Raw genomic sequence first — 22010 nt, 5'->3', positions numbered from 1 at the left:
TGAACAGGTAAGCTATATTAACATATAAACAAAAGTCGTTTTAATTTTTCACAGCCACACATTCAATCTCTATTAAAACATCTTTTGGAAGTCTCGAAACCTCCACAACTGCTCGTGCCGGTCTGTGATCACCAAAAAAATCTTCATAAACCCGATTCACCGCCACAAAATTATCCATATCCTTTAGAAAAATTGTCACCTTTGCTATGTCATACAAACTAAATCCCGCGTCAATTACAATATTTTTTAAATTATTTAATACAAGTCTGGTAACTTCTTCAATAGTTCCATCAATAAGTTGATTTGTAACTGGATCTATCGGAATCTGTCCGGATACAAAAAGGAGATTACCCACTTTCACTGCCTGTGAGTAAGGGCCAATGGCCTTTGGTGCTTTATCTGTTTTAATATACTCCATAAAAACCCCCAAAGATTTGTATATTTTTTACTAACACTTAAACCCTTTCACCACTTTCCATGAAATGTTGTAGTCAATATTTAAATGAGATATAGGCTTAAAAAATCTCTCCCTCTCATCTTCATCCTGGAATAAAAACCTTCTGTATGTATCCATATTGAATAGATCAATAATATGAGAAACCTCCATCTTTGTAAGCACATCTTCCTCATCAACTTTCATGAATATATTTTTAAGAGCATTCTTAAAAGTAGTACCCCATCTCAAAAATTTCTCCTTTACAGGTATCTCCGAAATTAGGCTGAGACCATTTAAAATATCTCTCCCCTGTTCGTCAAAAATATCAGGATATAAAGTTATTACAAATTTCCCACCCGCCACAAGCACCCTATTGATGGCGTGTACAGCGTCAAAAACCGGAGAAATCCCGAAATATGAACCTATACTGATAAAGAGATCCACCTTATGCCCCATTATAGTCTTCAGGAAATCACCCCGAAAAGGAACCGATAAGATGGATTCATTATCAGAGTAATTTCTATCTGAAATGGTAAAAATCTTCCTATATCCATAATAATTGAATAGATATTCAGGCACAATAAAATCGCTAAAAGACGCATCAAAAACAACAGTATCTGGATTTTTTGGGAAAGCAAGTCCATCAATTAATTTTTGAAACATCAAGCTACTCTGCTCAAAAAGCTTAATTTCAGTCATATACACCTTTTGAAATCATTTTTTATTTTACAAAATGGAAATTTTGTAATAATATAATGGGTAAAAAATTAAAAATAGCAATAAAAAATTAAATTAGAGGAAGCTTGATGAATATTTCCGATGTTACTTATTTGGTAAAAGATAAGCTTGCGCTTCTTGAAAGGGAATTGAAAAAAAATCTTGATTCAGATGTGGAAATGGTAAATGAGGTTGCTTATTACGTTTTTGAAAGTGGAGGCAAAAGATTAAGACCGATCTTTATGTTTCTATCTTCCGGTCTTGGAGGATATTCAGGCAATAGGGATGTAATTTTAAGTGGTGTGGTGGAATATATCCATACCGCCACATTACTTCACGACGATGTGATCGATGGAGCAAAATTTAGAAGGGGAAGAGCCAGTGCAAATCAGGCTTTTGGCAACGATATCACCGTATTATGTGGTGACTTCTTATATTCAAGAGCATTTGTAAACCTCGTGAAAGATGGTGACCCAAAGGTTCAGATGATCCTTGCAAATGCTGCAAAGACTATGAGTGAAGGGGAAGTATTTCAGCTGGTAAAAACGGCAAACTTCAATTTATCATTAGAAGAGTACAACAAGATCATCTTTTCCAAAACAGCTGTCTTATTTTCCGCCTGCTGTGAAATAGGTGCTATGCTGGCAGGATTTGATGAAAAAAAGGTAAAAATGATGGCCGAATTTGGTAAAATTGTGGGATTATCATTCCAGATGAGCGATGATATCCTTGATTATCTGGGGGATCCTGCTAAAACTGGTAAAAAACCTGGTACAGATCTCAAAGAAGGAAAGATGACTTTACCCATGCTTTTACTTAGAGATATGGCTAATGAATCAGAGCTTAATAAGATGAAAGATATAATCGCATCAGATCCAGATGAAAATGATATAACTTATATTGTAGATCTAATGAAACGTTACGATATCAAATCAAAAGCAGAGTCTTTCGTAGATAGCTACACAAAATCCGCCATAGATCTCCTATCAAGCTTCCCTGATAATGAATATCGTCGGGCTCTTGAGTTTTTATCCGAGTACGTAATCCTCAGGGACAGATGAAAGAAGCTCTTTTTTACGAAAAATTAGATGACAAAAAAGTTAGATGCCTTTTATGCCCCCATAGATGTATAATATCAAACAAGGGTCATGGTATCTGCCTTATCAGAAAAAATATAGAAGGCACCCTTCATCAGACATCTTATGGGGAAGTTTCCTCCATCAATGTGGATCCAATAGAAAAAAAACCTTTATACCACTTTCATCCGGGATCGGAGATCCTATCTATAGGTACAAACGGCTGTAATTTAAACTGTGCTTACTGTCAAAACTTTTCCATTTCAAAGAACTTAACTCTAAGACAAAAAGTCACACCGGAAGAACTTATATCGTTGGCCCAAAAAACAAATTCTATAGGCATAGCATATACCTACAACGAACCTACCATCTGGTATGAATTTGTATACGACACAGCAATGATATTCCAAAAAAGTGGCTTTAAAAACGTCCTGGTAACAAATGGATATATCAATTCTGAACCATTAAAACAGCTTTTACCATATATTGATGCCGCTAATATAGACCTTAAGGCCTTTTCAGAAGAGAAATACAAGATGCTCGGGGGCAGTCTGAAAGAGGTCTTAAATACCATTGAAACGATGTACAGAAAAGATATACATATAGAGATAACCCATCTTGCGGTGGAAAACTATACCACCGACATAAAAGAGTTTGATGAACTTTGTAGATTCATTTCATCCATAAATAAGAGTATCCCCCTTCACATCTCCAGATACTTTCCATGCTATAAACTAAGCTTACCGCCCACCAGAAATGAGTTTCTCTTAGATCTTTTTGACATAGCCAAAAGGTATCTTTCATTCGTTTACCTCGGGAATGTCCTATATAATAATGACACCACATGCCCCGTTTGTGGAGCAAAAATCATAATAAGAAACGGTTACAAAATAAGCTCTTTTCTATCAGACAACAGATGCCCAATATGCAAAAGCTCTCTTTATTTCTCATTTTAATTATTCTTTTTGGCTGTAATGAGTCATTCACCACAAAACCATTTTTTTCGATGGGAACTTTGGTGGAGATAACAGTTTCAGAAAAAGACAAAACCGAAATTGAAAACATTAAATCTGAAATTGAACGTTTAAGTGAATTTGTAAAAGAAGAAACTAACAAAATAAACGTAGCCGGGAAAAATGAAAAGGTCGTAGTGGATAAAAGATTTATAGATCTACTGAAAAAGGGTGGATATTTTCATGATATATCACAAGGTAGATTTGACATAACGATACACACAATTATGAAACTGTATGGATTCCCGGAAGGCCCTTACAAAGTACCATCCCGTTCAACTTTGGATCAGTTTTCATCCTATATCGGTTTTGAAAATCTAATAATTAATGAAAATTTCGTCATTAAGAAATCTGATTTCACAATTGATATGGGTGCTTATGCCAAAGGATGGATTGTGGATGAAGCGATAAATTTTATGAAAAATAGAAGTATAAAAAATGGTATTGTCAACGCCGGAGGGGATCTATATTGTCTTGGTGATAAAAATGGAGATGGCTGGAAGATAGGTATTCAACATCCAGATGATAAAGAAAAGGTTATCTCTGTTTTAAAACTCGTAAATAAAGCTGTGGTCACAAGTGGAGACTATGAAAGATTTTTTATTGAAAATGGTAAAAAATATATCCATATATTCGACGCAAAGAAAAAAGAAACAGCGGATAATTATAAAAGTATCAGTGTAATAGCTGACAGTGTGGAAATGGCTGATGGATTGTCCACGGTATATTTCCTTTTAAATCCCCAGGAGATAAGATCCCTGTGTGATAAACTTAAAACCCCTGTTCTTATCTACCACCTGAATGGTAACATAGAAAAACTATGTGGGTGGGAGAAATTTGAAGTCAATTAAACCTTTTGACATTATTGTGATACTTTTTATCTTTGGTATAACGATCTATTTGATGAAAACTGAAAATGAAGCCATCAAAAAAGCGTATATTATAATTGATGAAAAAAAATACCCACTGAATTTAGACCAGAATGGCATAATAGATTTGAAAATCTACGGTAAAAATATGAAAGTAGAAGTGAAGGATAAAAAGGCACACATAATAGAGTCGGACTGCAGAGATAAAATATGCATACACATGGGCTACGTAAAAGATTGCGGCGATACCGCCATCTGCTTACCAAACAAAACCGCCATCGTCATAGAATGTGAGAAAAATAGATATGATGGCATATCCAGATAATACAAAGATCATTTCTATTCTTGCTTCCATTTCTATAGTGCTGGGTTTTCTGGAAAATCTTTTTCCTTTACCTATACCATTTATTCGTCTTGGAATATCAAACATCCCAATCGTAATAGGTGTATACCTGATAAAAGAGTTGCGTTTTCTTCTACTTCTTGGCGGAATAAAATCTTTAATAACTGCCATATTCTCCACTGGCTTCATATTCAGACTGATAATAGCCTTTCCGTCGATTCTGGTAGCAATTCTATTTATGTTTTACTATCATAAGGCCACAAAAAATTACTCATCAGCGATATCCACAAGTGTAATTGGTAGCGTTGTAAATATAACAATGCAATTTATTATAATTAAACTTGTAATAATAAAACATCTTGCATTTCTTAAAATTTTGCCTTATTTCATATTAGCTGCAATTTTAACTGGAGCTATTGTAGGTTTAATATCAAACAATATTTTGAACAAAAGGGGTTGATAATGTATCAAAAAATTATATTAGCCAGCGGATCTCCCAGAAGAAGAGAGCTTTTTACGAGATTGGGTATCAATTTTCAATATACTACATCCGCCACAAAAGAGGAATTTAATGAAAATGAACCAATAGAGCAACAGGTGATGAAAGTGGCAGCTATGAAGGCTTATGATGTGGCTAGAATCTATGACGAAGCTTTTATTGTGGCGGCAGATACTATCGTTTATTGTGAAAATAGGATATTAGGAAAGCCAAGAGATGTAAAAGATGCTCAGGACATGTTAAATTTCCTGAGTGGAAAGATGCATGAGGTCATCACAGGTGTTGTAGTAATCAATAAAAATCACAATATTCACGAACAATTCTACGATAAAACAGAAGTATATTTTAAAAAACTAAATAACGAAATGATAAATTGGTATATCGATTCAGAAGAACCTATGGATAAAGCAGGGGCATACGCCATCCAGGGAAAAGGTTCCCTGTTTGTAGAAAAGATCGTTGGAAATTATGATACCGTTGTGGGTTTGCCAGTGGGAAAACTTCTTGAAGTTTTTGCAAAGCTGGGGATAAGACCTTATGGGGGATTTCATGAAATTTAATCATCTTGGGGAGATACTTTTATTTAATGCTAAAATAAGGCCAAACAAAACATATATCTATTATGAAAAAAAGAAATTTACCTACAGAGAAATAGATGAGCTGTCAAATAAAGTGGCAAAGGTTTTTTTGAAGTTTGGCGTTACAAAAGGGGATCGAGTATGTCTACTACTCGAAAACTCACCAGAATTTATAATTACCTATTTTGGGATTGCAAAGGCTGGTGGGGTAGCCGTACCTTTAAATACTTACCTGAAAGAGGAAGAGATTCAATATATCATTGATAACGCCGAAAGCAAAATACTTGTTACTTCTTCAAGATTTGAAGATGTGGTAAAAAATCAAAAAAAGCTATGCCCCACTCTAAAACATATATTCACCTACGATCATAGTAATTTTGAATCAGTTAATATGCTACATCTGGCAAAAGCAGAGACAGATTTACCCCCAAATGTTAAGATTACCCCTGAAGATCTTGCCGTGTTTATTTATACTTCAGGTACTACAGGCCACCCCAAAGGGGCTATGCTTACTCATAAAAATCTTTTAAGCAACGTATCAGCCTGTCTTCAGGTATTCCACATAGATCATACCTATAAAGTTTTACTCGCCCTACCGATGTTCCATTCCTACACATTTACCGCAAGCGTTCTTTTACCCACTTATGCAGGATGCGGCATAATAGTCCTTGCCTCAATTATGGAACTTAAGAAAAAATCTTTTAAAAAGATCCTTTTATTCCAGAGACCAAACTTCTTTTTGGGGGTACCACAAATATACACAGCTCTGGCAAGAGCAAACATACCAGATTGGTTTGCAAAATTTTTATACCCTATAAAAATTCACGTAAGTGGTGGTGCTCCACTTCCGGAAGATATTATCAATGAATTCTATAAAAAATATAGAAAGCCTATCATTGAAGGCTACGGTCTATCTGAAGCATCCCCTGTGGTGGCGGTAAATCCCCTTAATAAACAGAAACCATACTCGGTGGGGCCAGCACTTCCAGGCATAGAGGTAAAAATTGTCAATGACGATGAAGAGGAACTACCCATAGGAGAGGTGGGTGAATTAATCGTAAAAGGGCCAAACGTGATGAAAGGGTATTGGAAAATGGAAGATGCCACAGCCCTCACAATCAGAAATGGGTGGCTTTTTACCGGCGACCTGGCAAAAATAGACAAAGACGGATACATTTACATTGTAGACAGAAAGAAAGATCTCATTATCGTTAAGGGAATTAATGTTTATCCCAGGGAGATAGAAGAATATCTGTATCTTTACGAAGGAATAGATGCGGCTGCTGTGATAGGAATACCCGACAAACAAAGTGGTGAGGTACCAGTGGCTTTTATAAAAGTAAAAGAAGGTTCAAAGGTAGATCTGAACGCTTTAAAAGAATACCTTAAAAAACATTTAGCCAATTTTAAGGTACCAAAACATATCTACATAAAGGATGACATACCGATGACCGCCACCGGCAAGGTATTGAAAAGAAAGCTTAAAGAGATGGTTTTGGCGGAGATGAAATTTTAGCTTAAATTTCAACTCATAAGTGGAAAACAGATTCTATCTCTTTTGAAACATGATCCAATAATTTTGGTAGATTGCTTTTCACCTCTTCGGATAGGTTCATTTCCATATCTATATTCTTAGTTTGGATACCAAATAAAACTATATCTGAAGGTCTGCAATCGATAAGTTCAGCCGCCAGAAGGATATCTTTTAGCCCCATCTGATGAGGTGAAAGTTTTGATTCAAACACCACATTAATATCTTCCCCCTCAATCCTCACGACCGTTCCGGCTGGTAGATTAAGATTTACTCCATCCACAATGATAAGCTTATCCGCCCATTCTAAGTAGTGTATCAGATCAAGTCCAAGTGTCCCACCATCTATTATTTTTAATGTATCGGTATCTCTATATAATTTTTTTAATTCCTGCACCGCCAGAACACCAACGGCATCATCATTCATCAAAAGATTCCCCAAACCCATCACCAAAACTTTCAAGCTTTCCTCCAGCTATTTTTTTATTCCGCAAGAAATTTTACCATCTACATCAATGGCGCAATGACTGCACTTCTTACAATTCTCCACATTCACTTTTATGGTATATCCATTAATACTTTTCAATACCCCCCCGGAACAGCCCTCCACATTCATTATAAGAGATGCTTCATTGCCAAAGAGTGTCACCATAACCCAATCAAAAAATACCCCCAATTGTTTTCTAAGCATCCCTATCTTATAAATATAAACCAATTTCCACAATATATATGCAAATGCACCCCTGAATTTAAGTCCAAACAGGTTCACTACAGAATTATTTTTCCCAAGTGAAACAAGATAACCGAAATGGATATATTTAAAATCCTGCAAAGGAAAGCCATTTTCTAAATTTAAAATATTTTTCACAGCTATTGCCGCCTGTTGCATGGCAAGGGGAGCAACGGGGGGTAATATTTTACCCCTATATTCATAAGCGGAACTATCACCTATTACAAATATCCCATCGTTCTGTCCATCCATTGGAGTAAGATTTTTATTCACCTTTATCCTTCCATCCGGCAATCTCTCATTTGAAACAGATTTTAAGAAATCTTGGGCTTTTACACCAGCCGTCCATACAATTATGTTTGTAAGATGCTCTTTAACTTCTCCATTCTGGTTATAATAAATCACACCATCAGATATTCTGTCAACCGAAGCATTAGTTATTATCTTAACCCCCTTCTCCCCAACATATTGTTGAGCTTTTATAGATTGGGACTCATCGATGGCAGGGAGTATATACTTAGCATATTCAAAGATTGTAACCTCAAAATCATCATCGCTTAATAATGAATATTCCTTTTTAATCTCATCTTTTATAAAATCCACCAATTCACACGCCAGCTCCACACCGGTAATCCCTCCACCAATGATGGAAAAAGATAGAATTCTACGTCTTTCCTCTTTTGGAGTGGATATCGCCGCCTCCAGAAGTTCAATTACAAAATATTTTAAAGCAATACCATCAGTTATACTTTTATACTCAAAGCAATGTTCTTCTGCTGTTTTATTACCGCGAAAATTAGTTGTGGACCCTGTGGCAATAATGAGATAGTCATAATGGTATTCCCCTTTCTCACATTTTACCAATTTATTTTCCCTATCCACATATAATACAGTATCTCTAACAAAGTTTGAGTTATTTTTTTTGGTAATCTCTCTTAATGGGAAAACTATATTATCTGGAGTTACATTGCCACTTACAACCTCCGGAAGCATGGGGGTAAACAATGAGTAGTTGTTTTTATCTATTAATGTTACGTCAAATAACTTTCCTGCATACCTCTTCAATTTTGTAATGGCAGTAAGTCCTCCAAAACCACCGCCCAAAACCAAAATCTTTTTCATCCTTCACCCAATTTATTTTTTTATTGTAATATACACTATTAAAAACTATAATCAATATAAAAAAGATAAAGGGAGTCCGTATGGAAAAATACCAGAAGCTTATCCGTCAGCTCTTTGACTATTATCAAAAATACCTCCAGGGAAAAGAGAAAGCAATTAAACTTACGATAATATCTTTTCTCAGCAGAGGTCATGTGTTGATAGAGGATAATCCTGGTCTGGGTAAAACCACTCTGGCAATAGCCATAGCCAAATCGATGGGACTCACATTTGGAAGGATACAGTGTACGAACGATCTACTACCCACCGATGTCACCGGACTTAATATTTTTAATAAGGAGAAAAATGAGTTTGAGTTCAAAAAAGGACCTATATTCAATAATATAGTTTTAATAGATGAGATAAATAGAGCTACACCCAAAACCCAGAGTGCACTACTGGAAGCTATGGGTGAAAAACAGGTTACCGTTGAAGGGTCAACTTACAACCTCCCCAAACCTTTCTTTGTGATCGCCACCCAAAACCCTTCTGAATCTTTTGGAACATTCCCATTACCAGAGTCACAGCTTGACCGTTTTCTGATGAAGATTAGCATCGGATACCCCAGAAGGGAGGAAGAATTGGATATCTTAAGAGGTGGTAGTTCCAGAAAAGGGATTTACGAATCTAAATCGGTGATTTCAAGTGAGGATGTACTGGAGATGATACAGTATATAAAAACTCATATCACTGTCAAAGATAATATTTTAGAATACATCATGGATCTGGTGGATAAAACAAGGAATCATCCCCAGATAGCAATCGGTCTTTCCACAAGAGCTGCACTCTCCATAGTGAATGCCGCCAGAAGTTCCGCTTTTATAAATGGCAGAGACTACGTAATCCCTGAAGACATATTAGACTATTACCAGTACACAATGCTACACAGGATGACTTTTAAAGAAAAATTAACATCTTCCGAAAAGCTTGGTATTCTCACATCTATGGTAAAAACCACTAAACTTCCGTATGCTTAAATGGAGGATTTATTAAATGGGGATTCGATTTACAAAGGCTGGGGTGATATACATTATACTTACAATATTCATGGGTTTTTCCGCCATAAATACAAACAACAATCTTGTATTCTTAGTGGTATCTTTTATGCTTGCCATAATGGGTATTTCTGGTTTTTTAGGTAAGGCTAATATAGAAAAATTAAACGTCAGAATACACCCCGTAGAAGACCCCTTTGCAAAAAGAGGTTCAAGATTTATACTTGAAATCAAAAATGGTAAAAGATATCTCCCATCAATCCTTTTGAAAACTAATTTAAGAGATCGTGAAATAACGTTCATCATACTAAAGCCTTTGTCATCCATCAGACAGGAGACCATATTAAAATTTGATAGAAGAGGAAGGATTTTACTTGATGATGTCATGGTAAGTTCCCCTTTCCCTTTTAATTTTTTTGTCAGGTATAAAAAATACCACATCAATGAAGAGATAATAGTTTTTCCGGAGATTGGAGAAAAAAGTTTTTTTAATTTCAACAGGAATGCAGAAGAGAATACAACCTCAACCAATGATAAAATAACAATGAAATTGGAAGAATTAAGTAATATACGCAGTTATAGTAATGACCCCGCCAAAAGGATCTTCTGGAAACAGTTTGCCAAAACCGGTGAATTATACACCAAAGAATACACCGGTGAAGATTCTGAATCCTTTAGGTTGTACTTTGAAGATATCTTAAAACTTTATCCATTGGAAGAAGCAATCAAGATAGCTACAAAAACGGTATTGGAAGCTTATAACAATTCCATTCCACTTACCTTCACCATCTCCAACGAAACTTACAATGTAAAAACGGATGCTGATAAAAGATCTGTATTGAAGAGGCTTGCCCTTTATGATGCTTAGAAGATTGATAGATTTAGGGATCACATCTCTTGTAATCATATCTGTTATATCTGTGGTAAAGTATGTAAGTTTTCCATACTTTTTACCTTTAATAGCCTCCCTTATATTTAATCTATACTCAAGAAAAACTCTAAACAGGCATGTTTTAACAGCTGTAGCCATATTCTTAACAATTTTCATAGCCTTTAACACCACCCTTAATACACTTGTGAATAATCTAATGAAGGTAATAATAATCTTTATATCCATCAAACTTTTGGAAGAAAAGCGATATAGAGACTACATGCAGATCATCACCCTATCAATTTTTCTTATCACTTCATCTGCACTTCTTAATATAAATATGATATTTTTGTTTTATATCATTACCTCGATATTTTTAGTTAATTTTCTCATCATACTTCTTACGATATATGATAATCTCCCTGAATACAGCCTCAATAGGGAAGAATTAAAGGAAATATTCTACAAAACTGCAATAATACCGATCATTTCAATCCCCTTTGCCATATTACTATTTTTTATCATACCCAGAACGAGTACCCCCCTTTTCGATTTTATTAATAGAGAAGATGTTGCAAAAACTGGTTTTACATCAAAGATAGGATTGGGAGGGGTATCAACTATTCAGGAGACGGAGACAATAGCCTTCAGGGCAATAATGAAAGAGGTAGATCCATCTAAACTTTATTGGAGGGGAGTAGTATTTGACATTTACAGAGATGGCAGCTGGCACTCTTCAAATAGAACCAATAGAATAAACTTTACCATAAAAGGTGGGGAGTCGATATCATACGAAATCTATTTTGAACCAACATACGATAAATACCTAATCACATTGGATAAGCCAGTGGATTTAAAATTTCAGGGTACTCTAACGAAAACCGAAAATCTCGAATTTTTGACCACAAACGTTATATCAAAAAAGATACATTACAATGGTAGCTCTATTCTGACGGAAAGCTTTTTGGATATAGATTCCGATATCACTCATTCCAAAGACAAAAAAGGGATAACCGATTCGATTTTTGCACTTGCAAAAAGTCTTAAAAAAGAAAACGACACTGAAACGATAAATAATATATTAAAATACCTTAAAGAAAACTACCGATACTCCCTGACTGATCTCCCTTCAGGCCAATCACCTGTAGAAGAATTTCTCTTTAGAAACAAAAAAGGGAACTGTGAATATTTTGCATCAGCAATGGCTTTACTGTTAAGGGCAAATGATATACCCGCAAGGCTTGTGGGGGGATTTCTGGGTGGATACTACAATAAAAACGCAGGTTATTACGCCATATCAAATAAAAATGCCCACGTCTGGGTAGAAGCTCTGATAAACAACAGATGGATAAGGCTCGACCCAACTCCAGCATCTATAAGTAGCTTTACCCAGAGAGATCTTCTTTCCCTCAAGATGAAGTTTAAGATCTATCTGGATTATATTTCGTTTTACTGGACAAAATTTATCATAAACTACGATCTCCAGACACAAATGGAATTAGCGGTAAAATTTACCACAAATTTCAAAACAGTTAAAATCAAACCGGATAAAATTACAAACTATACATTAATATCTATAATACTTTTAGCTTTAACTTCTTTCTTATTTATAAAAAACAAGCGCAACACCCCGTCATACTTTATCAATAAATTTTACAAGATACTCTCAGAAAAGGGGATAAATATAGATCCATCCATACCAATAATGAGAAATATAGACAGAATAGATGATGAAAAACTGAAAAAAGAATCAAAAAAATTTGCAGAAGAAATTAACAAAATGCTATTTAAAGATGGTAAACTAGAAAAAAATACTTTACAAACGATATTGAAAAATATTAAAAGACTTTAATGACTCTTAAAAGAGGGATGAATATGGAGACAAACGATCTTTCCCCTGTAAATATCAAAATAAATGAAAAAGTAATTGAACATTTGATGAGTTTCGGTACGAAACAAACATTTGAATCATCCCAATTCATATTTAAAGAAGATGAAGAATCTGATGACGTTTATATCATTATTGAAGGTGAAGTGGAGGTACTCACTTACGACCATAAAGGTTCTCTGGTGCGTATAGCCCTTCTGGACAAAGGGTGTATCTTTGGGGAGATGAGTATCTTTTTAAAAAACAAAAGATCCGCTTCCATAAGACCCATCAAAACTACCGAAGTCCTCAAAATGACAAGGAAACAGTTTCTGGAATCCCTCACAAAAATACCGGCCTTCACATTAAACCTTATGAATATCCTCACCACAAGACTCTATTCTATGAATAAACGTTTTGTAAATTTGAATCATTACAAAATATACAACTCGATAGCAATATATCTAAGATATAATTACATAGCCAAAAAGATACCAAACCCGATAAAATTAAGTCCAAAAGAGATAGCTGAAAAGGTTGGCTTATCATTAAACGACTTTTTAAAAGGCTTAATGTATCTTGAAAGGGAAAAAGCAATATCAAACCTTAATACGGATGATATATTAAATGTAAGCTTTGCGATAAGTGCAGATAATCTGGACAGCTTTATAGAAAAGATAGCATATAAGCAGATATAATAAAAAAATAAAAGGGGGGCTTTACCCCCATTTTTTAAAGCTCTATCTTTGTACCCAAAAGTTCTAAAAACTTCCTCATCCATTCCGGATGGGCTGGCCAGGCCGGAGCAGTCACAAAATTACCGCTAACCACTGCATTGGTGAATGTGCTATTGACTTCCTCCCATTTAGCTCCTGCTTTTACAACATCAGGCATAACAGCAGGATACGCCGTACAGGTTATACCATTTAAAACATCCGCCGCCACCAGAATCTGTTGACCATGACATATGGATGCAATAGGCTTCTTCTTATTCGCAAATTCTTTTACTATCTCTATCACCCTGCTATTAAGCCTTAGATATTCCGGTGCTCTACCACCAGGGATTACAAGTCCATTATAATTGTCTACTTTAACATCATCAAAATTAAAAGTTATGGCAAAATTATGTCCCCTCTTTTCGGAATATGTTTGATCCCCTTCAAAATCGTGAACAGCTGTTTTTACAACATCACCAGGCTTTTTACCTGGACAAACAACATCCACAGAGTGACCAACTGTCAAAAGGATCTGATAAGGTACCATACATTCGTAATCTTCCACATAATCCCCAACAATCATCAAAATCTTTTTAGCCGCCATAAAAACCCCCTTTTTAAAGAATGTAATATATATAATATTATCCCGATAGTATCAGATGTCAATTAAAATCTCACTAAAATTTAATGAGATTTAGATATAAATCTTGCAAGGGGTAAAATGATAGTTTATAAAAAGGTTGGAGGTAAGAGATCATAAATTTTACAAAAAAATTAGAATATCACAAGATCGAAGCCAAAAGGATTTTTTACATAGCTTTCCCCATAATCATAGCCTCTGTGTCCCATCTACTGATGGGTTTTACAGATAACGTGATGGCTGGTAGATACTCAAGTAATGATCTTGCCGGTGTATCTGTGGGATCGGCAATATGGCTACCACTGACACTTTTTTTTATGGCTGTATTAAGCAGTACCACACCCCTTATGTCTGTAGAAATAGGTAAGGATGGTGGAAAAAGCAATGGAACCATCTATAAAACCGCATTAATAACTGCCATCATCACAGGTGTAATCCTTTTTATAATCTTACATTTAATAACGATAATATTAAAAAATTTTTTGGTGGATAACCAGACGTTTAATATAACCAGAAGATATCTTATGTATGTGTCATTTGCCATCCCGGGCTTTCTGGTTTTCCAGGTTTTTAGATCTGTATTTGAATCAACGGGTAAAACATCCGCAATAATGATAAGCAGTTTCATCGGGATGCTGTTAAATATACCATTAAATTACATATTTATCTATGGAAAACTTGGGATACCAGAAATGGGAGGATCTGGCTGTGGTTTGGCCACATCGATTTCTACTTACATTATGGTCTTTATTATTTATTTTATCATTAAAAAAGGTAACCTTATCGAAAATGGTAATTTTTCAACTTCAGAAGTAATAAAAATTGTAAAACTTGGTCTACCGCTCGGGATTTCAACATTTCTGGAAGCATTCATATTTAGCTTTGGAAGTATAATCCTGGCTCCACTTGGATCTTTAGTGGTGGCTTCACATCAGATAGCTTTAAATTTCATATCAACAATTTTTATGATACCTTTAAGTCTTGGAGTTGCGATATCCGTTAGAATAAGCCATAGATACGGTGAAAACAAACTAATGTTATCCACCATCGCATGGAAAACGGGACTTTTTATAGTAATTGTAATTTCATTTTTTTTATCGCTACTGATGTACCTATTTTTGGATACAATAATAAGTCTATACACAAAAGACCAACATCTCATTCAGTTAACAAGACCGCTTATGATCCTGGCTATCTCGTTTCACATTATCGATGCGTTTCAGGTGGCAGCCAACAATAGCCTCAAAGGGTATCACAACACTAAATACCCCATGTGGGTGGTATTTTTTTCATATTGGGTTATGGCACTACCCTTATCCCTTATATTCATATACCATTTTAATATGGGGGCATTCGGCTTCTGGCTTTCACTTATTGTGGGTATTATAATGGCGGCAATTCTTTTGGGGTATAAGCTACTAAAAGAGTATAATTTCAAAAATATGTAAAAAAAATGTTAATATTAAATCTTCACTCATCTTTTAGGTTATAATTATAGTAGGAGGTTCATATGAAAGTTTACTTTATAAGACATGCCATCGCAATGGAAAGGGAAGAATGGCAGGATGATGATCTAAAAAGACCTTTGACAAAGGATGGTATAAAAAAATTCAAATCTTTCTTTAAAAAAATATCAAAAAATCTGAAAAAACCGGATCTTTTAATCGCTTCCGAAGCAGAAAGAAGCATAGCCACAGCAAAAATAATCGCTAAGTTGTATGATATAGACTACAAAATTGACAATAGAATCAATCCAGGTTCAGATATTATGCAATACAAGCTTGTCCTGGATGAAATGGCAGATAATAATGTCAATTCTATAGCTATCGTGGGCCACGAACCGGATTTATCAAACTTCATCTCCTTCTACATTGCAGAAACTGCTCTGAGTTTGAAACTCAAAAAAGGTGCCATAGTTTGTATAAAAGACAAAGTGCTGTATGGCCTCATACAGCCAGATATGTTAAAATGAAAGAATACCTCGGAAAACAGCTGGATACGATTCTTAATCTGGTTGAAAATGTTATAAATTATGACAAACAGGATGCTCTACACGATTTTAGGGTGGCTTTGAGGAGATTTCTTGTAGTATTTAATATCCTGGCGAAAGTTCAAGAACCACCCGTTGGTATCCAGCAATCAGTTGATATATTTAAAAATATCAGATCCTCATCAAACAAGCTCAGAGACCTGGAGGTCCTTAAAGAACATATATTAAACCATAAATTCGACACAGAATTTGGTGAAAAAGGTAAATCAAATCTACTTACCATAATCGATAGAAAGATTCATAAAGAACATGAGGAACTGTTGCAGATACTTTTGAATGCCAATCTTACAGAAAATGTGAAAAATTTTAGAGAATACATATTCAATTTACAGATTCAGATAGATTCAACCTCTTACATTAAAAAATTTTTAAAAAGAATAAAAAAAGCTCTCTCCGAAGACCCCACCGATGATACAATCCATATGATAAGAGTAAATTTTAAAAAGATAAGATATATCATGGAAATGACAAAAAATGATGACAAACTTATCGATTCAATTAAAAATATGCAAGAACTATTAGGAACATACAACGATCTGAGAATAGGAATATCGATCTTAAATTTAATAACAGAAGAAAAGATAGTAATGAATAAGAGCTACTTATATGCTATAGGATACTTAGATGCCACTTTTTTATATAAAAAAATAGATTTACGCAGAAAAATTATTGAAAATTCTAAAAAACTAATAAAGTTAATTAAAAACCACATTAGTTCTTTTACTAATTGACATATAATCACAGAAATATTATAACCATTATATGAAAAAAATCTTGACGTTGCTTTTTATAATTATTTTAAACATATCCTGCACAAAAGATGATGGAAAAATAGTTATAAGCGGCAGAATTGAAGCTGATGAGATAAATTTTTCCTTTAAGTATCCCGGAATGATTGAGGAGATAAACTTCTCTGAAGGGGATTTTGTATTAAAAGATACGATTCTGGCAAGGATAAAGGCAAACGATATTAAAGCTCAGGTTAATAGATCAAAGATAGAGGAAAAAACCGCTTCAACCGCTATGGATGCCAAATATCTCCAATATCAATCCGCATTAAACAGAATCGAACAATTAAAGATAAAAAAACAGTTTCTCATCGATAGTATAAACAATGAAATTCTTATGGCTGAAAACAATGTCAAAAACGCCGATCACAAATTGAAGATGGATAGGATAAATATTCAAAAAGCGAGGGCAAATTTTGAAAAGATTAAAAACGATTATGAACGTTTTAAAGTATTATACAATGAAAATGCCATCCCAAAACAGAAATTTGATGAAATAGAAGCCGCTTATAAGATATCTCAAGAAGATCTATCCCTAACGGAGGAATCCCTCAAGATATCAGAGAAGAATTTTTTATCAGCCCAGAATAGTCTTGCAATATCCAAAGCAAGAAAAAAGGAGATTGAGGCAATAGAAAAAGAGATAAAAGCAGCGGAAAAGGATATAGGAATTATAAAAAAAGAAATAGAGATCGCCTCCTTGAATAAACTAAAAACTATAGAACTAACAAATGAGCTGACCAGCCATCTGGAGGATACTATAATTAAAGCTCCAAATAATATGATAATAACCAAAAAGTTCTTTCAGAAAGGGGAGATCATCGCCGCAGGGCAATCTTTGGCGGTGGGGTACAACCCACAGGAAATATACTTTAGAGGTTTTGTCCCTGAACCACTATTAGGAAAGATAAAGCTCAATATGGAAGGGGATCTGAAGATCGACTCATATCCCAATAAAAGTTTTAAAGGGAAGATTACATTTATAAATAGTCGTTCTGAGTTTACCCCAAAGGATGTACAGACACCTCAGGAGAGGGTTAAACAGGTATTTCTCATAAAAGCAAAGATTGAAGACAAAAAAAATATCCTAAAACCTGGTATGCCCGCAGACTTTATAATCAAGACAGAATGAATGCGGTCTCTATTTACAACTTAAAAAAAAATTACAAGAAGCTAACTGCTCTTAAGAATGTAACCCTTACAATACCAAAAAATAAATTAACATGCATTGTTGGACCAGACGGTGCAGGAAAGTCCACCCTTTTGAAGATAATAGCAGGGGTACTCACCTTTGATGAGGGGGAATTATACATAAATGATAAAAAGATAATGAAAATATCTGAAATGGAAGATTTCAAAGATAAAATAGCTTTTATGCCACAGGGACTTGGACTTAATTTATATCAGAATCTTTCCATAGAGGAAAATATCGATTTTTTTGCAAGTCTTCATGATCTTGATAAAAACAAAGCAGCAAAAAGGAAAGAAACACTTCTAAAGATAACAAACCTTTACCGTTTTAAGGAAAGGGAGGTTTCAAAACTTTCTGGCGGGATGAAGCAGAAATTGGGTATCTGCTGCTCTTTAATCCATTCTCCGGAGCTGATGATCCTAGATGAACCCACAACAGGTGTTGATCCGGTCTCCAGAAAGGAATTATACCTTTTGATACATCAATTCATCGAAGAGGAAGGGATAACGGCTGTTATATCTACATCTTATATCGACGAAGCGGAAAGGGGGGATAAGATTATTATCCTTAATGATGGACAGATAATCCTTGATGATAAAAATTTTAAAGATGACATAAACGTATACGAGATCTCATCGCCAGATTTCCTTGAGATTTACAATAGATTAAATTCTGAAGAATACCATTTTATAAAACTTAATAGAGACAATATACGGCTAAGTCCAAAAAATAACGAAATGGTGACAAAAGATTGGCATCAGGTGAAACCCACCCTTGACGACAGAATACTCTCCGTAATAGGCACAAGAAAATTAGATTTTATAATATCACCCCAAAAATTAAGGGATTCCAACATTATAGATATTAAAAATATCTCCAAAAATTTCGGTAATTTCTTTGCCGTAAAAGATGTTAGTCTGGAAATAAAAAAAGGTGAAATTATGGGACTTCTGGGGCCAAACGGAGCAGGTAAAACAACATTAATAAAGCTTATCCTAAACCTTTATACCCCCACTTCTGGTTATATAAAGATAGATGTCCCGGAAAGTGAGTTAAAAAATAGTATCGGGTATATGTCCCAAAAGTTTTCCCTTTACTCAGATCTTACCGTAAGAGAAAATCTTCTATTTTATGGTTCCACGAGGGGGGTATCGCTTTCCCGATTGAAGGCAAGGGTGGAAGAATTAATCGATTTAGGTAATCTAAAAATGTATAAAGATGAGATTGTAGAGAATCTACCCCTTGGAATAAGACAGAGGCTAGCCCTTATGACATCCATAATGCATAACCCGGAGATCATTTTTCTTGATGAACCAACGGCAGGTGTTAATATTGCCGAGAGGGATACATTCTGGCAAATCATCAGATATCTTTCAAACAACCATAACATTACCATAATAGTTTCCACCCATTACATGGATGAAGCAAACTATTGCGATAGATTATGTCTTATGTTTGAAGGGAAAATTTCACTGATTGGAACACCGGATGAATTAAAAAGATCCCTTGAAGAGAAGGCCGGAACCCCTTACCTCATTGAAACCGAAAATCCTTATCTTCTATACTCTGAACTAAAACAGAAAGGGCTAAAGGTGGATTTACTTGGTAATAAGGTAAAATTATTTACAAAGGATCGAGCAGAAGCTTTAAAAAATTATGACAGAATATATAAAACAGATGTAACCGTAGAAGATGTCTTCGTGAGTGTAACAGAAGATGAATACTCATAAAATGAAAACGATTTTCATAAAAGAGATTAAAGAGCTCAAAAGGGATAAGATTTCAAGAATAATGGTATTTCTTCTTCCTGTGGTGATATTGCTTGTTTTCGGTTATGGTATGGCGTTGGATGTGGAAAAGATACCATTTTCAATACTCGATGAAGATAATACCTTCACCAGCAGGGAGATATCGTATAAATTCATAAACAACTACAGATATTACACGTTTAAAGGGTATGTAAAAAAACAATCGGAAGGTATAGAACTAATAGATCGAAATAGAATTAGAATGCTACTCGTAATTCCAAACGGATTCGAAAAAGATTTAAAAAATGGCAGAGGTTCCTCCATCCAGATCATTGAAGATGGTGTTTTCCCATACAGAGCCTCCATCTCCAAAACCTATTCAAATATAATAATCAACAAGTTTAATATAGAAAAATTTGAAAACAAAAATATAAAAGAACTATTTATAGATTTAAGAATCAGATACTGGTTTAACGAAGAGATGAGACAGAAGAATGTCACCGCCTCTGGTGTTTTACTGGTGGTACTTTTTATATCTCCTGCGATATTCGCTTCCCTTCTGATAGTAAAAGAAAAGGAATTGGGATCTATCTACAACATATGGACATCATCAATTTCTAAAAAAGAGTTTTTATTGGCAAAACAGTCAGTTGCAGTGATGATATCATTTTTAAACTATTTTATACTTTTTGCAATGATTATTGTGTTATTTAAAACACCCTTCAAAGGTAGTTTTATACTGTTTACAATATCATCGTTTATCTATATACTTGTTTCCACCTCCCTTGGAATACTGATCTCCACATTTGTAAAAACACAGGTTTCTGCAGTGGTAGCTACATCAATTATATGTATTATTCCATCGATCCTTTATTCCGGCTATCTCACCCCCATAAGCTCCATGACCAACGAGGCCTTTATTGTAGCCCACCTTTTCCCAAATTATTACTATTTTAACATAATCAAGATGAGCTTTTTAAAAGGTTTTAACCTCAACATCTTTATAAAAAATATTATAATACTTATATTTTTCTATCTGTTTTTTATATCTATCTCAATAGCTAGGTTTAGGAAGTACCAATGTTAGTAAGATTGACTTCACTAATAATAAAAGAGTTATTGCAATTTTTCAGAGATAAAAGTTTGCTTATCTTCGTTTTGTATCTATTTACCGGGGATCTTTACATAGCGGCAAATGGCATCGACCTTACTTTAAAAAATGCTAGATTCTATGTTCTGGATGAATCTTTATCGTTGAACTCCAAAGAGTTGATTTCAAGATTTCAACCCCCCACATTTAACTTTCAGGGGTACTTAATCGATGAAAAGATGATCGAAAAGATTCTATCGGAAGATAAAGCAGTGGCTGTAATTGTAATTCCAAAAGATTTTGACGAAAATCTAAAAAATGGTAAAGGTAATCAAATCGCCCTTTATGTAAACGGTAGTGAAACATCAGTGGGGTACCTTTTTGCAGGCTATGCATCTGAAATTGTTACTAAGTTTGCATTGGAGTATAGAAAAAAAGAGTTGGGTAAAAATCTACCCATAATAGAATTAAAACAGAGGGTACTATACAATCAGAACACAGATTCAAATATTTTCATGTCGATCACAGAGCTTTTTTCTGTAATTACCCTTCTTATCTTAATATTACCGGCTTCTGCTATTATAAGAGAAAAAACAAATGGAAACCTGGAAATGATAATGATATCCCCCATTAGCATAACAGAATTTATGATTTCAAAAATTATTGCCATGAATATAGTAATCATTACAGGTGTAGTTTTATCATCAATATTAATATTAAATCTTTTACTGAAGATACCACTTAATAGTAACTTTTTCAATTTTATAATCCTCACTATTCTTTACGTATTCACATCTTCCGGTTTGTCGATGTTTATTGCATCTCTATCAAACAATATGCTTCAGGTATCCCAGATAACAATTATAGTCCTTATGCCGATACTTTATCTATCAGGCTCCTGGACACCATTCGAAAGTATGCCATACATCTTTCAAAAACTGACCTACCTTTCTCCGCTCAAATATTACCTTGAAGGTTCATTCTCTGTTATACTAAAAGGGCTTGGGTTCGACTTTGTTTACAAATATATGCTTATGATACTTGCTCTGGGGATACCGATATTTGCATCAGGAGCCTACTTTTTAAAGAAACGAATATAG

The 22010-nt window shown here is 34.6% G+C and carries 23 protein-coding genes; 18 read left to right on the top strand and 5 right to left on the bottom strand.

The genetic code is table 11. From position 1 onward, the window contains the following. Positions 1–40: 40 nt before the first annotated feature. Both ACP5Q2_RS02045 and ACP5Q2_RS02040 read right to left on the bottom strand, forming a co-directional pair. Entirely contained in the window at positions 41–418 is a 378-nt protein-coding gene (locus tag ACP5Q2_RS02045) for a RidA family protein (protein ID WP_424606036.1), read from the bottom strand. A gap of 30 nt (positions 419–448) precedes the next feature. Next, positions 449–1135 carry a hypothetical protein gene (locus ACP5Q2_RS02040; RefSeq protein ID WP_428096688.1) on the bottom strand — a complete coding sequence of 229 codons (687 nt, stop codon included), beginning with the start codon at positions 1133–1135 and terminating at the stop codon, positions 449–451. A 107-nt stretch (positions 1136–1242) separates the two neighbouring features. Between ACP5Q2_RS02040 and ACP5Q2_RS02035 the strand changes: the two genes are divergently transcribed. From ACP5Q2_RS02035 to ACP5Q2_RS02005, 7 genes are read left to right on the top strand one after another with little or no spacing between them, the layout of a single operon-like run. Continuing rightward, on the top strand, positions 1243–2214 hold the full coding sequence (locus ACP5Q2_RS02035) for a polyprenyl synthetase family protein (protein ID WP_428096685.1): 972 nt from the start codon (positions 1243–1245) through the stop codon (positions 2212–2214). Next, positions 2211–3185, top strand: a complete 975-nt coding sequence (gene amrS, locus ACP5Q2_RS02030; RefSeq protein ID WP_428096682.1) for an AmmeMemoRadiSam system radical SAM enzyme — start codon at positions 2211–2213, stop codon at positions 3183–3185. Before ACP5Q2_RS02035 ends, amrS begins: the two co-directional genes overlap by 4 nt. Further along, a complete protein-coding gene (locus ACP5Q2_RS02025) occupies positions 3155–4093 on the top strand; it encodes an FAD:protein FMN transferase (RefSeq protein WP_428096679.1) in 939 nt (312 codons plus the stop codon). The genes amrS and ACP5Q2_RS02025 overlap by 31 nt, the downstream gene beginning before the upstream one ends. Beyond that, entirely contained in the window at positions 4080–4436 is a 357-nt protein-coding gene (locus tag ACP5Q2_RS02020) for a NusG domain II-containing protein (protein WP_428096676.1), read from the top strand. Before ACP5Q2_RS02025 ends, ACP5Q2_RS02020 begins: the two co-directional genes overlap by 14 nt. Beyond that, positions 4402–4914, top strand: a complete 513-nt coding sequence (locus ACP5Q2_RS02015; protein ID WP_424606030.1) for a Gx transporter family protein — start codon at positions 4402–4404, stop codon at positions 4912–4914. Before ACP5Q2_RS02020 ends, ACP5Q2_RS02015 begins: the two co-directional genes overlap by 35 nt. Positions 4915–4916: 2 nt before the next feature. Beyond that, positions 4917–5513 carry a Maf family protein gene (locus tag ACP5Q2_RS02010; protein WP_424606029.1) on the top strand — a complete coding sequence of 199 codons (597 nt, stop codon included), beginning with the start codon at positions 4917–4919 and terminating at the stop codon, positions 5511–5513. Then, complete coding sequence (locus ACP5Q2_RS02005) at positions 5503–7047, top strand: long-chain-fatty-acid--CoA ligase (RefSeq protein ID WP_428096673.1); 1545 nt, start codon at positions 5503–5505, stop codon at positions 7045–7047. Before ACP5Q2_RS02010 ends, ACP5Q2_RS02005 begins: the two co-directional genes overlap by 11 nt. 13 nt (positions 7048–7060) lie before the next feature. Here ACP5Q2_RS02005 and ACP5Q2_RS02000 read toward each other — a convergent pair whose 3' ends face one another. Both ACP5Q2_RS02000 and ACP5Q2_RS01995 read right to left on the bottom strand, forming a co-directional pair. After that, a complete protein-coding gene (locus ACP5Q2_RS02000; protein WP_424606027.1) occupies positions 7061–7525 on the bottom strand; it encodes a HyaD/HybD family hydrogenase maturation endopeptidase in 465 nt (154 codons plus the stop codon). A 12-nt stretch (positions 7526–7537) separates the two neighbouring features. Next, entirely contained in the window at positions 7538–8914 is a 1377-nt protein-coding gene (locus ACP5Q2_RS01995) for an NAD(P)/FAD-dependent oxidoreductase (RefSeq protein WP_428096670.1), read from the bottom strand. Between the two features lie 80 nt (positions 8915–8994). Between ACP5Q2_RS01995 and ACP5Q2_RS01990 the strand changes: the two genes are divergently transcribed. Genes ACP5Q2_RS01990 through ACP5Q2_RS01975 form a run of 4 tightly spaced genes read left to right on the top strand, consistent with a single transcriptional unit; the run spans position 8995 to position 13384 of the window. Continuing rightward, positions 8995–9930, top strand: a complete 936-nt coding sequence (locus ACP5Q2_RS01990) for an AAA family ATPase (RefSeq protein WP_428096667.1) — start codon at positions 8995–8997, stop codon at positions 9928–9930. 16 nt (positions 9931–9946) lie between these two features. After that, a complete protein-coding gene (locus ACP5Q2_RS01985; protein WP_428096665.1) occupies positions 9947–10816 on the top strand; it encodes a DUF58 domain-containing protein in 870 nt (289 codons plus the stop codon). Next, positions 10809–12671: a transglutaminaseTgpA domain-containing protein gene (locus tag ACP5Q2_RS01980; RefSeq protein ID WP_428096662.1), complete on the top strand. Its 1863-nt coding sequence runs from the start codon at positions 10809–10811 to the stop codon at positions 12669–12671. Before ACP5Q2_RS01985 ends, ACP5Q2_RS01980 begins: the two co-directional genes overlap by 8 nt. Next, positions 12671–13384, top strand: a complete 714-nt coding sequence (locus ACP5Q2_RS01975; protein WP_428096660.1) for a Crp/Fnr family transcriptional regulator — start codon at positions 12671–12673, stop codon at positions 13382–13384. The genes ACP5Q2_RS01980 and ACP5Q2_RS01975 overlap by 1 nt, the downstream gene beginning before the upstream one ends. A 34-nt stretch (positions 13385–13418) precedes the next feature. Here ACP5Q2_RS01975 and ACP5Q2_RS01970 read toward each other — a convergent pair whose 3' ends face one another. Beyond that, the gene (locus tag ACP5Q2_RS01970; protein ID WP_424606021.1) at positions 13419–14006 is read right to left on the bottom strand and encodes a DJ-1/PfpI family protein; all 588 of its coding nucleotides are present in this window, start codon (positions 14004–14006) and stop codon (positions 13419–13421) included. Positions 14007–14155: 149 nt separating this feature from the next. Between ACP5Q2_RS01970 and ACP5Q2_RS01965 the strand changes: the two genes are divergently transcribed. The 7 genes from ACP5Q2_RS01965 to ACP5Q2_RS01935 all read left to right on the top strand — a co-directional run bounded on the left by ACP5Q2_RS01965 (position 14156) and on the right by ACP5Q2_RS01935 (position 22010). After that, positions 14156–15490: an MATE family efflux transporter gene (locus tag ACP5Q2_RS01965; RefSeq protein ID WP_428096959.1), complete on the top strand. Its 1335-nt coding sequence runs from the start codon at positions 14156–14158 to the stop codon at positions 15488–15490. 62 nt (positions 15491–15552) lie between these two features. Beyond that, on the top strand, positions 15553–16014 hold the full coding sequence (locus ACP5Q2_RS01960; protein ID WP_428096657.1) for a SixA phosphatase family protein: 462 nt from the start codon (positions 15553–15555) through the stop codon (positions 16012–16014). Beyond that, on the top strand, positions 15960–16823 hold the full coding sequence (locus ACP5Q2_RS01955; RefSeq protein WP_424606019.1) for a CHAD domain-containing protein: 864 nt from the start codon (positions 15960–15962) through the stop codon (positions 16821–16823). The genes ACP5Q2_RS01960 and ACP5Q2_RS01955 overlap by 55 nt, the downstream gene beginning before the upstream one ends. A 31-nt stretch (positions 16824–16854) precedes the next feature. Then, complete coding sequence (locus tag ACP5Q2_RS01950) at positions 16855–18012, top strand: HlyD family secretion protein (protein ID WP_428096654.1); 1158 nt, start codon at positions 16855–16857, stop codon at positions 18010–18012. Continuing rightward, positions 18009–19802, top strand: a complete 1794-nt coding sequence (locus tag ACP5Q2_RS01945; protein WP_428096651.1) for an ATP-binding cassette domain-containing protein — start codon at positions 18009–18011, stop codon at positions 19800–19802. Before ACP5Q2_RS01950 ends, ACP5Q2_RS01945 begins: the two co-directional genes overlap by 4 nt. Beyond that, positions 19789–20907 (top strand): ABC transporter permease, encoded by a 1119-nt coding sequence (locus tag ACP5Q2_RS01940; protein ID WP_428096648.1) that lies wholly within the window; start codon positions 19789–19791, stop codon positions 20905–20907. The genes ACP5Q2_RS01945 and ACP5Q2_RS01940 overlap by 14 nt, the downstream gene beginning before the upstream one ends. Next, positions 20901–22010: an ABC transporter permease gene (locus ACP5Q2_RS01935; protein ID WP_424606015.1), complete on the top strand. Its 1110-nt coding sequence runs from the start codon at positions 20901–20903 to the stop codon at positions 22008–22010. Before ACP5Q2_RS01940 ends, ACP5Q2_RS01935 begins: the two co-directional genes overlap by 7 nt.

This window comes from Calditerrivibrio sp. (assembly GCF_049968475.1).
In the GTDB taxonomy this organism is placed as follows: Bacteria; Chrysiogenota; Deferribacteres; order Deferribacterales; family Calditerrivibrionaceae; genus Calditerrivibrio; species Calditerrivibrio nitroreducens_A.
Note: the sequence above shows the minus strand (reverse complement) of the source record. Positions and strands in the feature narration are given on the sequence as shown.

Bases quoted from the DNA above. Each gene is read 5' to 3' on its own strand.
- ACP5Q2_RS02045 (WP_424606036.1), bottom strand. From the start codon at position 418: ATGGAGTATATTAAAACAGATAAAGCACCAAAGGCCATTGGCCCTTAC.
- ACP5Q2_RS02040 (WP_428096688.1), bottom strand. From the start codon at position 1,135: ATGACTGAAATTAAGCTTTTTGAGCAGAGTAGCTTGATGTTTCAAAAA.
- ACP5Q2_RS02035 (WP_428096685.1), top strand. From the start codon at position 1,243: ATGAATATTTCCGATGTTACTTATTTGGTAAAAGATAAGCTTGCGCTT.
- amrS (WP_428096682.1), top strand. From the start codon at position 2,211: ATGAAAGAAGCTCTTTTTTACGAAAAATTAGATGACAAAAAAGTTAGA.
- ACP5Q2_RS02025 (WP_428096679.1), top strand. From the start codon at position 3,155: ATGCAAAAGCTCTCTTTATTTCTCATTTTAATTATTCTTTTTGGCTGT.
- ACP5Q2_RS02010 (WP_424606029.1), top strand. From the start codon at position 4,917: ATGTATCAAAAAATTATATTAGCCAGCGGATCTCCCAGAAGAAGAGAG.
- ACP5Q2_RS02005 (WP_428096673.1), top strand. From the start codon at position 5,503: ATGAAATTTAATCATCTTGGGGAGATACTTTTATTTAATGCTAAAATA.
- ACP5Q2_RS01995 (WP_428096670.1), bottom strand. From the start codon at position 8,914: ATGAAAAAGATTTTGGTTTTGGGCGGTGGTTTTGGAGGACTTACTGCC.
- ACP5Q2_RS01990 (WP_428096667.1), top strand. From the start codon at position 8,995: ATGGAAAAATACCAGAAGCTTATCCGTCAGCTCTTTGACTATTATCAA.
- ACP5Q2_RS01985 (WP_428096665.1), top strand. From the start codon at position 9,947: ATGGGGATTCGATTTACAAAGGCTGGGGTGATATACATTATACTTACA.
- ACP5Q2_RS01980 (WP_428096662.1), top strand. From the start codon at position 10,809: ATGCTTAGAAGATTGATAGATTTAGGGATCACATCTCTTGTAATCATA.
- ACP5Q2_RS01975 (WP_428096660.1), top strand. From the start codon at position 12,671: ATGACTCTTAAAAGAGGGATGAATATGGAGACAAACGATCTTTCCCCT.
- ACP5Q2_RS01970 (WP_424606021.1), bottom strand. From the start codon at position 14,006: ATGGCGGCTAAAAAGATTTTGATGATTGTTGGGGATTATGTGGAAGAT.
- ACP5Q2_RS01960 (WP_428096657.1), top strand. From the start codon at position 15,553: ATGAAAGTTTACTTTATAAGACATGCCATCGCAATGGAAAGGGAAGAA.
- ACP5Q2_RS01950 (WP_428096654.1), top strand. From the start codon at position 16,855: ATGAAAAAAATCTTGACGTTGCTTTTTATAATTATTTTAAACATATCC.
- ACP5Q2_RS01945 (WP_428096651.1), top strand. From the start codon at position 18,009: ATGAATGCGGTCTCTATTTACAACTTAAAAAAAAATTACAAGAAGCTA.
- ACP5Q2_RS01940 (WP_428096648.1), top strand. From the start codon at position 19,789: ATGAATACTCATAAAATGAAAACGATTTTCATAAAAGAGATTAAAGAG.
- ACP5Q2_RS01935 (WP_424606015.1), top strand. From the start codon at position 20,901: ATGTTAGTAAGATTGACTTCACTAATAATAAAAGAGTTATTGCAATTT.